This is a genomic window from Tabrizicola aquatica (genome assembly GCF_002900975.1).
GTDB lineage: Bacteria > Pseudomonadota > Alphaproteobacteria > Rhodobacterales > Rhodobacteraceae > Tabrizicola > Tabrizicola aquatica.
Map to the genome: position 1 here is coordinate 79,210 of NZ_PJON01000004.1, position 13,266 is coordinate 92,475.

The window sequence follows — 13,266 nt, forward strand, 5'->3', positions numbered from 1 at the left end:
AGGCGAGACAAAGGCGTGCGCGTCAGCGCTCAATCTGAAAACCGCCCGAACCCGCACTTGCGCTGGCCTGCCGGGCGCGTCCATGGCATTATGTTCGCTCTTTGTTCACATTGCCCGAGTCGCCCCCATGCCCTTCGTCGAGCTGTCCACTCTGACGAACTTCACCTTCCTCACCGGGGCCTCCCACCCCGAGGAGATGATCCTGCGCGCCGCAGAAATGGGGATGCCGGCGCTGGCGGTGGCCGATGTGAACTCGGTCGCGGGAATCGTCCGGGCCCATACCAAGGCGCGTGAGATCGCGCGGGACGGCGGGCCGCGCATCCGGCTGATCCCCGCGGCCCGCATCGTCCTGACCGACGGCTTCCAGGTGACCTGCCTGCCCCGCGACCGCACCGCCTGGGGGCGGCTTAGCCGGCTGCTCAGCCTGGGCCAGTTGCGCGCGCCCAAAGGCGAATGCCGGCTGGAACTGGCCGACCTTCTGGGCTGGGGCGCGGGGCTGGAGATGCTGGTCCTGCCCCCCGGCCAGCGCCTGACCCTGGCCGAGGCGCCACCCGCCGCGATGGGGGACACATCCCGCTGGCGCGCGCATGTCCGCGCGCTGGCCGCCCGCTTCCCGGGCCAAGTCAGCCTGGCGATGGCGCCGCGCTACGACGGCCAGGACCCCGACCGCTTCCAGCGCCTTGCCGCTCTGGCCGCCGACCTTGGCATTCCCCCCGTCGCCACGGCGCTGCCCTTCCTGCACCACGGCGCGCGGCGGCGGCTGGCCGATGTGCTGACCGCAATCCGCCTGGGCGTGCCCGTCGACCGCCTGGGCCGCCGCGCCTTGCCCAACAACGAAGGCCGCCTGCGCTCGGAAACCGAGATGCTGCGCCTTTTCCGCGGCCACACCGCCGCCGTCCACCGCGCAGGCGAGATCGCCACCCGCGCCGCCTTCTCGCTGGACGAACTTCAGTACGAATACCCCTCCGAGAATGCCCCCGGCGAGACCGCCAGCCAGCGCCTGGCCCGGCTGGCCCAGGCCGGGCTGGACTGGCGCTATCCCGAAGGCCCGCCCGACAAGGTCCGCGCCCAGATGGCGCATGAACTCGCCCTGATCGCCAAGCTGCGGTACGAGCCCTATTTCCTGACCGTCCACGACATTGTCGCCTTCGCCCGCTCGCGCGGCATCCTCTGCCAGGGCCGCGGTTCGGCGGCCAATTCCGTGGTCTGCTATGCCCTGGGCGTGACCTCGGTCTCACCCGAGATCGGGACCATGGTCTTCGAACGCTTCATCTCCGAGGCGCGCAACGAACCGCCGGACATCGACGTGGATTTCGAACACGAACGCCGGGAAGAGGTGATCCAGCACATCTACGCCCGCTACGGCCGCCACCGCGCCGGCCTCTGCGCGACCGTGATCCACTATCGCGGCAAGCGCGCCGTGCGCGAGGTCGGCCGCGCCATGGGCCTGACCCAGGACACGCTGGCCGCGATGTCCAGCCAGATCTGGGGTTGGGGCGGCCCGGGTGGCATCACCGACCAGCGCCTGGCCGAGATCGGCCTTGACCCCAAGGACCGCCGCTTGACGCAGACCATGGCGCTGATCGACGAAATCCAGGGCTTCCCCCGCCACCTGTCGCAGCATGTCGGCGGCTTCATCATCACCGAAGGCCGGCTGGACGAGCTTTGCCCGGTGGAAAACGCCACGATGGAGGATCGCACGATCATCCCCTGGGACAAGGACGACATCGACACGCTGAAGATCCTCAAGGTCGATATCCTGGCCCTGGGGATGCTGTCCTGCCTGCGCAAGGGCTTTGACCTGATCCGCCAGCACCACCAGCAGACCTTCACCCTGGCCACCCTGCCCCCCGAGGACGCCGAGACCTACCGGATGCTCTGCCGGGCGGACAGCCTTGGGGTATTCCAGGTGGAAAGCCGCGCGCAGATGAACTTTCTGCCCCGGATGCGGCCGCGCTGCTTCTACGACCTGGTGATCCAGGTGGCGATCATCCGGCCCGGGCCGATCCAGGGCGACATGGTGCATCCCTTCCTGCGCCGCCGGAACGGGCAGGAGAAGGTCAGCTTCCCCTCGGACGCGCTGGGTCGCGTGCTGGCCAAGACGCTGGGCGTGCCCCTGTTCCAGGAACAGGCGATGCAGATCGCCATCGTCGGCGCGGGGTTCACCCCGGACGAGGCCGACCGCCTGCGCCGCTCGCTCGCGACGTTCAAGAAACATGGCTCGGTCAGCGAGTTTCACGACCGCTTCATCAACGGAATGCTGGCCAACGGCCATGACGAGGATTTCGCCCGCCGCTGCTTTGCCCAGATCGAAGGCTTCGGCAGCTATGGCTTCCCCGAAAGCCATGCCGCCAGCTTTGCGCTCCTTGTCTACGCCTCGGCCTGGATCAAGCGGCATCACCCCGGCATCTTCGCCTGCGCGCTGCTCAACAGCCAGCCGATGGGCTTCTACGCGCCCGCGCAGATCGTCCGCGACGCGCGGGAACATGGCGTGACCGTCCTGCCGCCCTGCATCCAGGCCAGCGACTGGGACAACCGGATGGAATGGCTGGCCCCGCCCGCAAAGGGCCCGGCGGAACTGGCGCTGCGGCTGGGCTTCCGCCAGATCAAGGGCATCGCCGAGGAAGAGGGCCGCTGGATCACCGCCGCGCGCGGCAACGGCTATCAGACCCTGCCCGATGTCCACCGCCGCGCCGGGGTTAACCCCGCCACGCTCGCCCGCCTGGCCGAGGCCGACGCCTTTGCCGCCCTGGGCCTGTCCCGGCGCGAGGCACTCTGGCAGGCCGAGGCGCTTGCCCCCGGCCCCACCTTGCCACTCTTCGCCACTGACATGGACGGCGAGGCCATCGCCGAACCCCAGGTGCAGTTCCGCGACCTGACCCTTGGCGAGGCGGTGGTCGAGGATTACCTGTCCTACCGCCTGACCTTGCGTGCCCATCCGATGCAGCTTTTGCGCCCCATGCTGGACGCAGCCTGAGAAGGGGTGCCGCCCTTGGGGGCATCGAGCCCCCAAGGGCGGCGCTGCCGGCGCGGACCGGACAGCCTTGCACGGGTTGCAAGGTCGGCAGCCTCCGGCGGGGATATTTGAAGAAGAGAAAGACGGCTTTCTCTTCCGCAAATATCCTCAGGGGGTTTGGGGGCAGAATGCCACCATCAGCCGAGGAGGAGGGCGCAAGCCCCGACGACGAGAGAAAGACTCAGCGCGCCAGCGCTCCGCTTTGCAACCCCAGCTTACAACGGACGGCGCATGTGGCGATGCGGGATGCCGGCGTCCAGGAACTCTTCGCCCTCCACCGTGAAGCCAAGCTTTTCGTAGAACCCCGTCGCATGGGACTGCGATCCCAGATAGGCTTCGGTTACCCCCGGCTGACCTTTCAGCACCCCAAGCGCCGTCCGGATCAGCTCCGCGCCAAGCCCCGTGCTCCGCGCCTGGGCCAACACGCAAACCCGGCCGATCTTGCCGGTCGCGCCTTTCAAAAGCAGCCGCGCGGTCCCGACTGGCACTTCGCCGTCCCAGGCCAGCAGATGGATCGCCTGATCGTCCAGCCCGTCGACCTCATCGGCTTCGCTGACGCCCTGCTCCTCGATGAAGACCATCCGGCGCAGGCGCTGGCAGGTGGCGATGTCGCGCGTCACCTCGATCCGGGTCATGCGAAATACTCGCGCAGGATACGGCCATAGATCGCCTTCAACTGCTGGATCTGCACCACCTCTACCCGCTCGTCGACCTGATGCATCGTCTTGCCCACCAGACCGAATTCCACCACCGGGCAGTGGTCCTTGACAAAGCGCGCGTCCGACGTCCCGCCGCTGGTCGATGCCACCGGCTTTCGCCCTGTCTCGGCCTCCACCGCCCGCGCCACCAGCGAGGACAACTCACCCGGCGGGGTCAGGAACGCCTCGCCCGAGACCGAAATCTTCAGCGCGATCTCGACCCCCGTCGCCTCGGCCACTGCTTCGGCCTCGGACCGCAGCCAGGAGGACAGCGTGTCGCCGGAATGGGTGTCGTTGAAGCGGATGTTGACCGTCGCCGTCGCCCGCGCCGGGATCACGTTGTTGGCCGGATTGCCGCAATCAATCGTGGTGATCGCCAGCGTGGACGGGTCGAAATGCGGCGTGCCGCGGTCCAGGGGTTCCGCCTCCAGCCGCGCCAGCAGGCGGACCATCGCGGTCAGCGGGTTCTTCGCCCGATGCGGATAGGCGCTGTGGCCCTGCACCCCGGTCGCCGTGATATGGGCGGTCATCGACCCGCGACGACCGATCTTCATCATCTCGCCCATCTCGTTCGGGCAGGTCGGTTCACCCACCAGGCAATGCGTCATCCGCTCGCCGTTGAAAGCCATCCAGTCCAGGATCGCCAGGGTGCCGTCCTTGCCCTCACCCTCTTCATCGCCGGTGATCGCCAGGATCACCGCCCCATCGGGAGGCGTGTCGCGCACGAAGTCCACCGCTGCGGCAACGAAAGCCGCGACACCCGACTTCATGTCGCAGGCGCCCCGTCCATACATGATACCATCCTGGACCTCGGCCCCGAACGGGTCAAAGCGCCAGGCGGCTGCGTCACCGACCGGCACCACATCAGTATGCCCGTTGAAACCGAAGGCCCGGTTCGCACCCTGCTTGCCCCAGCGGGCATACAGGTTCGCAATCCCGTTCCGGTCCACCCGCGTACAGGTGAAGCCGGCCGCACCCAGCACCTCGGCCAACAGCGCGATCGCACCGCCTTCGACCGGCGTGACCGAGGGGCAGCGGATCAGCCGGGCAGTCAGGTCTACAGGATCAAGCGGTTGGGTCGTCATCAGGGCCATCCAGGATCAGGTGCCCCTTCCGTATCCTCTCGCGCGCCGTGCCGCAACCAAGGCGCGACTGGACGCAGGTCGTGGCGCGCCTCGCGACGAGAGGTCGAAGACCATCGAGGAGCGTCGGCTGCCTCAGTCGAAGAACGGCGTCATCTGCGCCACGACGACCGAGTTCTCTTCCAGCGCCCGCTGCATCAGCGCCTGTTCCTCAGCGTCGATATCGTCGCCGGCTTTCAGCCGTTCGTCCAGCGTGCCCAGGCCCTGCACCTCCAGCGGGGCCATCTCGGCCTCTTTTAGGATCGCCACCGTCTCGCGCACGGCCTCGGCCTCGTCCACGCCCGAGGCATAGCACAAAAGCGCCGCGCCGGTGGCTTTGGGGGGCAGCCCGTCGCCGTCCTTGCGGCCCACCTCGACGATCAGCGAATAGACCTGCTGCGGGCGTTTGGGCTTGGCTGCGTCCGACATGACTTCCCTCCGAAAGGCCCGCACAGGCATAGCCGAAGCCGTCCAGCAGCGCCACCCTTCACCAGGCGCGACCGAGGGAGACGGCCAGCCACCCGAGACCCGAACAATTTTAGACATCTTGGATGGACCCGTTAACCGTTCTTGAGATGTTCCTTCGCACACTGCCCCCAAGCTTTGCAGAACCGCGAGGACCACATGACCGAGGCTAGCGAACTGCCGATCCAGACCGGCGTCAGCGCAATGCAGCTGGCCGAGGCGATGTTTGGCACCGGCATCCAGATCCTCAACGCGACCTACAATGGGGACCCTCTTTCGGCCGGCATCTATACTCAAGGCGACACCATAGCCCCCGCAGTGACGCCAGCCGACAGCGGCGTCATCCTTTCGACAGGCCGGGCCGCAGACTTCACCAACGCCTCGGGCGACGTCAACATTTCGGCCGGCACGACCACGGATACCGCCGGGGTCGACGGCGACAGCAGCATGAACGAACTTGCCGGTGCCGCGACCTTTGATGGGGCGATCTTCCAGGCCGATTTCATCCCGGCTGGTTCGACCCTGACCATGCAGATCACCTTCTCATCCGAAGAATATCTGGAATACGTCGGCTCGGGCTTCAACGACGCGGTCGGCGTCTGGGTCAACGGGCAGAAGGCAGAACTGACGGTTGGCAACGGCGACATCTCTATCGACAACATCAACCCCACGACGAACAGCAACCTCTACGTCGACAACGCAAACGACGTCTACAACACCGAGATGGACGGGTTCACCGTCACTCTGACCCTGAAGGCCCCGGTCGTTCCGGGCGAGGTGAACACGATCAAGATCGGGATCGCCGATGGCGGGGACACAGCCTATGACAGCAATCTGTTGATTGCAGGCGCCTCGGTCCAGACCGCCGTCATCGCACAGGACGACGCATTTACGGTGGCACGGAACAACCTGACCGAGGTCGATCTCGTCGCCAACGACACCAACACAGCGGGCGGCACGCTGACGATCACCAAGATCAACGGCATTCCGGTCACGGCGGGCGACTATGTGATCCTGCCCTCGGGCCTGGGAATTGTGGTGAACGCCGACGGCACGATCACGGCTGTCGCAGAGGGGGAAGACGCCCTCGGCGAGGCAAGCTTTTCCTACGAAGTGATGAACCAGGACGGCATCACCGATGTGGGCTTTGTCTCCGGTGAAGTCGTCCCCTGCTTTGTCCAGGGCACCCGGATCGAGACGGTCCGCGGCCCTGTCCCGGTCGAAGACATCGCCGTGGGCGACCTGGTGCTGACCCTGGACCATGGCTTTCAGCCGGTCGTCTGGCACGGGGTGCGGCAGGTCCCCTCGCGCGGGGCCATGGCCGCCGTGCGCATCCCCGCCGGCGCTTTCGGCGACCACGGCGCACTTTCCGTCTCGCCGCAGCACCGGCTGCATTTCTCTGGCTGGCGTGCCCAGCTTTACGCGGGCGAGGATGAGGTCCTGGTCAAGGCGATCCACCTCGTGCGCGCCGGGCGGCTGGCACAGGACCACTCTGGCGCGATGGTGACCTACCACCACCTGCTTTTCGGCCGCCACGAGATCCTTTGCGCAGAAGGGATGTGGAGCGAGAGCTACTATCCCGGCCCGACCACGCTGGCCGGTCACGACGCCGAAGTGCAAGAGGAACTGCTTGCGCTGTTCCCCGAGCTTGCCGCCGATCCGGCAAAATACGGCCCCTCGGCGCGCACCGAGGTCCGCGCCCATGTCGCGGCATTGCTGGTGGCTTAGGGGTCAGTCCCGCAACAGCTCGTTGATGCTGGTCTTGGACCGGGTCTGCGCGTCGACCTTCTTCACGATCACCGCGCAATACAGGTTGATCCCGCCCTTCGACGGCATCGAGCCCGCGACGACCACCGACCCCGCCGGAACCTCGCCATACATCACCTCGCCGGTTTCCCGGTCGACGATCTTCGTGGACTTGCCGATGAAGACCCCCATCCCCAGGACGCTGCCCTCACGGATGATGCAGCCCTCGACCACCTCGGAGCGCGCGCCGATAAAGCAGTTGTCCTCGATGATCGTCGGGCCGGCCTGCATCGGTTCCAGCACGCCGCCGATCCCGACGCCGCCCGAAAGGTGCACGTTCTTGCCGATCTGCGCGCAGGACCCGACCGTGGCCCAGCCGTCGACCATGCTGCCCTCATCCACAAAAGCCCCAAGGTTCACGAAGGACGGCATCAGGACCACGTTCTTCCCGATGAAGGCCGAGCGTCGGACGATGCTGCCCGGCACCGCGCGGAAGCCGGCCTTGCGCCAATCCTCGGCGGTCCAGCCCTGCCACTTCGAGGGCACCTTGTCCCACCAGTTGGCGCCCCCGTTCGACCCCGAGATTTCGTGCATGTCGGTCAGCCGGAACGACAGCAGCACCGCCTTCTTGGCCCACTGGTTCACATGCCAGTCATTGCCGCGCTTTTCCGCGACCCGCAGCGTGCCCGAATCCAGCGCCGAAAGCGTGGCCTCGATCGCCACCCGCATCTCGCCCTTGGTGGCGGGGGTGATCGTGTCCCGGGCCTCCCAGGCGGCGTCGATGGCGGCTTCCAGTGCGGCATAGGACATGGGGCATTCCCTTTTCGGTTGGTCACGGGCGTGCCCACCCTATAAGGCTGAACCCGACACCACGCAATCCGAGTGCCCGCATGAAAGACGAACCCCGCACCCATCCGTTCCGCGACAGCATCGAGGATATCGCGGCCGCCAAGCGGATCCCGGACACGCCCCAGACCCGCGCCCCGGCCTACCGGCTGGCCTTCGCCGACCGCGATTTCCTGTTGCGCGACGAGTTGCGCCCCGTCCGCCTGCAGCTAGAGCTTCTGAAGCCGCAGCTGATCATGGACGAACGCGGGATCGAATCGACCGTGGTCATGTTCGGCGGCGCCCGCATCCCCGCGCCGGAACACCGCGACCAGGCGCGGACCCAGACCCTCGCCGACCTGTCGCATTACTATGAAGAGGCCCGGCGCTTTGCCCAGCAGATGACCGAGCGCAGCCTTGGCACCTATGGCCGGGAATGGGTGATCGCCACGGGCGGCGGTCCCGGCGTGATGGAAGCCGGCAACCGCGGGGCGCATGAGGCCGGCGGCCAGTCGATCGGGCTGAACATCGTCCTGCCGCATGAGCAGGCCCCGAACAGCTATGTCACGCCGGACCTGTCGTTCAACTTCCATTACTTCGCGATCCGCAAGATGCATTTCCTGATGCGGGCCAAGGCCATCGTGGTGTTTCCGGGCGGGTTCGGCACGATGGACGAACTTTTCGAGAGCCTGACCCTGATCCAGACCGGCCGAATGAAGCGCATCCCCTTCCTTCTCTTCGGCCGCGACTGGTGGGAAAAGGTTGTGAACTGGGGACACCTCGCCGAAGCCGGCGTGATCTCGCCCGAGGATCTGTCGCTGTTCGCCATGGTCGAAACCGCGGAAGAGGCGGTTGCCGTGATCGACGGTTGGGAACAGCCTGCGGGGGCGTAAGGTGGGCGATATCGCCCACCCTACCCCCGCGCACACTTAGCCACCCGGCCGCGCCAGCGTTTCGCGTTCCCAGCCCGCCAGGTAGTCCACCCGGTCGCAGCCGGCAAAGACCGCCAGCCGGCTCAATTCGGCCTCCAGCTTGCCCTGCCGGACCTTGGTCAGTCGCACCCCGGCCTCGGGCCAGAACGCCTTGACCCGCAGCGCGCCAGCATCGCGGAAGGCTTTCACGTCGATCCGGCCGACCAGCCGGTCGCCCTCCAGCACCGGAAAGACGTAATAGCCGTAGGTTCGTTTCGGCTCGGGGACAAAGACCTCGATCCGGTAGTGGAAGCCGAACAGGAAGTCGGCCCGGTCGCGGTCCCGCAGGGCGGGGTCGAAGGGCGACAGGATGCGCAGCCGGGCCGAGGGGTCGGGCGGGGTTTCCTCCAGCGTCGCAGGGAACAGGACCACCCGGCGGCGCTGACCCAGCGCACCCTCGACCTCGGCCTCGACGATCTCGCCCCGGCCCAGCGCCGCGCGGCACCAGGCTTTCGCGGCCTCGGGTCCGATCGCGTTCCAATAGGCCGCGATCTCGCCACTGGTTCCAAACCCCAGCCGCGCCAGCGCCGAGCGGCAGGCCCAGTCGATCACCGCCTCGGCCGGCACCGGGGCGCGGTGGGTCTCGGGGATCACCCGTTCGGTCAGGTCATAGATCTTGGCAAAGCCGTCGCGCCGCGTGATCGCCAGCCGCCCAGTCCGCCACAGCCATTCCAGCGCAGTTTTCGACGGGTGCCAGTCCCACCAGCCGCCCTTGCCCCGCACCTCGCCCTCGCCCACATCGGCCGTCCCGACCGGGCCGTCCCGGGCGATGCGGTCCAGGATGCTGTCGAACTGCGCCTCATACCCTTCGCGGAACCAGCGCCGCCAGTTCTGATGCAGCCGCTCCTCGTCGCGGGCAAAGCGGTGCTGCCAGACCCCATGCAGCCCCACCGGCAGGATCGAGGCGTCATGCGTCCAATGCTCCCACAGCGCCCGGTCCCGCTCCAGTAGCCGCTTCAGGACCGGCGCGCGGAAGGACTGCCGCCGCGACCACAGGATCATCTCATGCGCCCGGGCGACAGTGTTGATGCTGTCCACCTGGACAAAGCCGATACGCTCCACCAGCGCCTGCACGGCGGGGCCGGTGGCGGGGCCGACGGGGGCCTCGATCAGGGCATGGCGGTTCAGGAACAGTCGCCGGGCGCGAGGATTGGGGATCAGCGGAAGCATCGCTCAGGGCTACCACCGCACAAGATGCGGTCAAGCCACCTCGCTGCCGGAAATCTGCTGAAAAGCCGATTGTATTGCCGGACAGGGGCCATACACTCGCCCCTATCCTCCCCTAGCAGCAAGGTGGCCGGACCATCGGTCCGCCGGAAAGGACCTGCACGGCCGTGCCCCATGACACGCCCCTTATCACCACCCTGGTCGCGGGCTTTGGCCTGGCCTTCCTGTTCGGCCTGCTGGCCCAGCGGCTGCGCCTGCCGCTGATCGCCGGGTACCTCTTGGCCGGCGTGGTGATCGGCCCTTTCACGCCGGGCTATGTGGCCGATGCCGGCCTTGCAGCGGAACTGGCCGAGCTTGGGGTGATCCTGCTGATGTTCGGCGTTGGCCTGCACTTTTCGCCGCGCGACCTCATGGCCGTCCGCGCCATCGCCGTGCCCGGCGCCCTGGGCCAGATCGCCGTCGCCATGTCGGCGGGCACGCTGACGGGCTGGCTGATGGGCTGGGGCCTTGGTGCGGGGCTGATCTTCGGCCTTGCCCTCTCGGTTGCCTCGACCGTCGTGCTGCTGCGCGCTTTGCAGGACCGCGAGCTTGTCACCTCGGAACGTGGCCGCGTCGCCGTGGGCTGGCTGATCGTCGAGGACCTGGCAATGGTCTTGGCCCTGGTCCTGATCCCGCCGCTGGCCGGACTTCTGGGCGGCATCGCCCAACCCGTGGGTGAGGAGGCCGAGATCGTTGCCCAGGTCGGCGTCGGCCCAATCGCCGCGACCGTCCTGGTCACCCTGGCCAAGGCGGCCACCTTCGTCATTCTGATGCTGGTGATCGGCCGCCGGGTCATCCCCTGGGTACTGCACTTCGTCTCGCACACCCACTCGCGTGAACTCTTCCGGCTCTCGGTCCTGGCCATCGCCCTCGGGGTGGCCTACGGCGCGACCCGGCTGTTCGGCGTGTCCTTCGCGCTGGGGGCCTTCTTTGCCGGGATGGTCATGTCCACCTCCACCCTCTCGTCCCAGGCCATGCGCGAGACCTTGCCGCTGCGCGATGCCTTCGCGGTCCTGTTCTTCGTCTCGGTCGGGATGCTGTTCAACCCCGCCATCGTGCTGGAGGCCCCGCTGGCACTTGTCGCCACCGTGGCAATCATCATCGGCGGCAAGGCGGCCGCAGCCTATTACATCGTCCGCGCCTTCGGGCGGGACCGCGAGATGGCCCTGACCATCGCCGCCAGCCTGGCGCAAATCGGCGAGTTCTCGTTCATCCTGATCACCATGGGCGTCAAGCTGGCCATCGTCCCGACCGAGGCGCGCGACCTGGTGGTCGCGGGGGCCATGATCTCGATCCTGGCCAACCCGCTGCTGTTCCACCTGCTGGACCGGCAGATGGCGCGTAAGGCACCGGACACTGCCGGTCCCGACAGCACGGAACCGGCGGGGTCTGGCTGACCGTTATTGCTGCGCCAGCGGTTCCACCTTGGCCTTGTGATCTTGCAGCTTTGGCAGGGTCTCGGCCGCGAACTCTTTCAGCGCGCCATCCTGACCCTGTTTGGCATAGCCCTCGAACAGGGTCACCGCCTCGACATGCGCCGCAAGTTGGGCCGCCAGATAGGCCGCGTCGAACTCTTCGGCCGACAGACCCGACAGGTTGTCCAACTGCGACTGGTGGTCGGGCATCAGGGTTTCGGCCGGGGCCACGCCCTCGGCGCTGGCCGCTGTTTTCATCTTCTCGCCGGCGGACTGGTGGTCAGCAACCATCATCTCGGCAAAGCCACGCACCGCGTCGGTCTGCGAGACCTCCAGCGCCAGTTGGCTCGACTGGATCTCGAACTGGTTGGACGAGGCCGCGCGTTCCGCAAAGGCCGCCGGGGTCGTCATGGCGGCCTGCATCTCTTCTTCGGATGGCGGAGCAGCGTCCTCGGTGGTCTGTGCTGCAAGATTGCCCGCGCCAAGGCAAAGCACGGCTGCGACCATGGCCGCGATCGGGGTGGGTTTCATGGGCCCGTCTCCTTTGACTGTGGACGGACCCAACCCTGCGCCGAAAGGAATGTTCCTTGCCCCGACCCCAGGTGGTCAGAGTCCCGCTTCCGCCGCGATCTGCGCCTTCGACTTGCGGGCGCGCTCGGTCGCGGATTTCAGCTGGCCACAGGCGGCCATGATATCCTCGCCGCGCGGGGTGCGGATCGGGCTGGCATAGCCGGCGTGATAGATGATGTCGGCAAAGGCGTGGATGCGGTTGCCCGACGACCGCTTGTAGGGCGCGCCGGGCCATTCGTTGAACGGGATCAGGTTCACCTTGGCCGGGATGCCTTCCAGCAGCTTCACCAGCCGGTGCGCGTCCTCTTTCGTGTCGTTCACCCCGTCCAGCATCACATATTCAAACGTGATCCGCTCGCTGTTGGACAGGCCAGGATAGGCCTTCAGCGCCTCAAGCAGCGTGGCGATGTTCCAGCGTTTGTTGATCGGGACCAGCACATCGCGGACCTCATCCGTGGTCGCATGGAAGCTGATCGCAAGCTGGCAGCCGATCTCGGTCGCAGTGCGGGCGATTTCCGGCACGACGCCGGACGTGGACAGCGTGATCCGGCGGCGACCCAGCGCGATCCCCTCGCCGTCCATCACGATCTGCATCGCGTCGCGCACGTTCTCGAAGTTGTACAAGGGCTCGCCCATCCCCATCAGCACGATGTTCGAGATCAGCCGCACCTCTTCCTTCGGCGCCCCCGGAACCGGCCATTCGTCCAGATCGTCCCGCGCCATCATCACCTGCCCGACGATTTCCGCCGCCGTCAGGTTGCGCACCAGCTTTTGCGTGCCAGTGTGGCAGAACGAACAGGTCAGCGTGCAGCCAACCTGGCTGGAAATGCACAGCGTCCCACGATCCGTCTCGGGGATATAGACCACCTCGACCTCATGCCCACCGGCGATCCGCACCAGATACTTCCGGGTGCCGTCGGTCGAGATCTGGCGGGTCACCACCTCGGGGATCTCGATGGTGAAATTCTCGGCCAGAAGCGCGCGATAGTCCTTGGCCAGGTTGGTCATCAGCGCGAAATCGCGGACGCCCCAGTGATAGACCCACTGCCAGACCTGCCCCACCCGCATCTTGGCCTGCTTTTCCGGCGTTCCCGCCGCGATCAGCGCCTCGCGCAGGGCGGCGCGGGTCAGGCCGACAAGGTTCACCTTGTCCGAAGCGGGCAGCTTGCGCGGAATGGTCAGCACGTCTTGCGTGATCGGGGCGGTCATGGCGGCAGATCCTTGCTTGGGGCC

At 66.9% G+C, this 13,266-nt stretch carries 11 protein-coding genes; 4 read left to right on the plus strand and 7 right to left on the minus strand.

The genetic code is table 11. The features are described from left to right. Positions 1 to 127 precede the first annotated feature (127 nt). Positions 128 to 2,977 carry an error-prone DNA polymerase gene (locus tag CXR42_RS14875; protein ID WP_103258374.1) on the plus strand — a complete coding sequence of 950 codons (2,850 nt, stop codon included), beginning with the start codon at positions 128 to 130 and terminating at the stop codon, positions 2,975 to 2,977. A gap of 254 nt (positions 2,978 to 3,231) precedes the next feature. Here CXR42_RS14875 and CXR42_RS14880 read toward each other — a convergent pair whose 3' ends face one another. From CXR42_RS14880 to CXR42_RS14890, 3 genes are all read right to left on the minus strand, one after another. After that, positions 3,232 to 3,651 (minus strand): GNAT family N-acetyltransferase, encoded by a 420-nt coding sequence (locus CXR42_RS14880; protein ID WP_103258375.1) that lies wholly within the window; start codon positions 3,649 to 3,651, stop codon positions 3,232 to 3,234. Then, positions 3,648 to 4,799 carry a succinyl-diaminopimelate desuccinylase gene (dapE, locus tag CXR42_RS14885; RefSeq protein ID WP_103258627.1) on the minus strand — a complete coding sequence of 384 codons (1,152 nt, stop codon included), beginning with the start codon at positions 4,797 to 4,799 and terminating at the stop codon, positions 3,648 to 3,650. Before dapE ends, CXR42_RS14880 begins: the two co-directional genes overlap by 4 nt. A gap of 132 nt (positions 4,800 to 4,931) precedes the next feature. Beyond that, positions 4,932 to 5,264 (minus strand): hypothetical protein, encoded by a 333-nt coding sequence (locus CXR42_RS14890; RefSeq protein ID WP_103258376.1) that lies wholly within the window; start codon positions 5,262 to 5,264, stop codon positions 4,932 to 4,934. Between the two features lie 195 nt (positions 5,265 to 5,459). Between CXR42_RS14890 and CXR42_RS14895 the strand changes: the two genes are divergently transcribed. Then, the gene (locus CXR42_RS14895; protein WP_103258628.1) at positions 5,460 to 7,028 is read left to right on the plus strand and encodes a choice-of-anchor L domain-containing protein; all 1,569 of its coding nucleotides are present in this window, start codon (positions 5,460 to 5,462) and stop codon (positions 7,026 to 7,028) included. A gap of 3 nt (positions 7,029 to 7,031) precedes the next feature. Here the strand turns inward: CXR42_RS14895 and dapD are convergent, their stop codons facing one another. Beyond that, entirely contained in the window at positions 7,032 to 7,856 is an 825-nt protein-coding gene (gene dapD, locus CXR42_RS14900; protein ID WP_103258377.1) for a 2,3,4,5-tetrahydropyridine-2,6-dicarboxylate N-succinyltransferase, read from the minus strand. 80 nt (positions 7,857 to 7,936) lie between these two features. On the opposite strand from dapD, the gene CXR42_RS14905 reads away from it, so the two are divergent. Continuing rightward, on the plus strand, positions 7,937 to 8,764 hold the full coding sequence (locus tag CXR42_RS14905) for an LOG family protein (RefSeq protein ID WP_103258378.1): 828 nt from the start codon (positions 7,937 to 7,939) through the stop codon (positions 8,762 to 8,764). Positions 8,765 to 8,800: 36 nt separating this feature from the next. On the opposite strand, the gene CXR42_RS14910 is transcribed toward CXR42_RS14905, so the two are convergent. Continuing rightward, a complete protein-coding gene (locus CXR42_RS14910) occupies positions 8,801 to 10,012 on the minus strand; it encodes a winged helix-turn-helix domain-containing protein (RefSeq protein WP_103258379.1) in 1,212 nt (403 codons plus the stop codon). Positions 10,013 to 10,176: 164 nt separating this feature from the next. Between CXR42_RS14910 and CXR42_RS14915 the strand changes: the two genes are divergently transcribed. After that, positions 10,177 to 11,445 (plus strand): cation:proton antiporter domain-containing protein, encoded by a 1,269-nt coding sequence (locus tag CXR42_RS14915; protein ID WP_103258380.1) that lies wholly within the window; start codon positions 10,177 to 10,179, stop codon positions 11,443 to 11,445. A 3-nt stretch (positions 11,446 to 11,448) separates the two neighbouring features. Here CXR42_RS14915 and CXR42_RS14920 read toward each other — a convergent pair whose 3' ends face one another. After that, positions 11,449 to 11,994 carry a DUF4142 domain-containing protein gene (locus CXR42_RS14920; protein WP_245875461.1) on the minus strand — a complete coding sequence of 182 codons (546 nt, stop codon included), beginning with the start codon at positions 11,992 to 11,994 and terminating at the stop codon, positions 11,449 to 11,451. A 75-nt stretch (positions 11,995 to 12,069) separates the two neighbouring features. Then, entirely contained in the window at positions 12,070 to 13,242 is a 1,173-nt protein-coding gene (gene rlmN, locus CXR42_RS14925) for a dual-specificity RNA methyltransferase RlmN (protein WP_103258381.1), read from the minus strand. Positions 13,243 to 13,266: the final 24 nt, after the last annotated feature.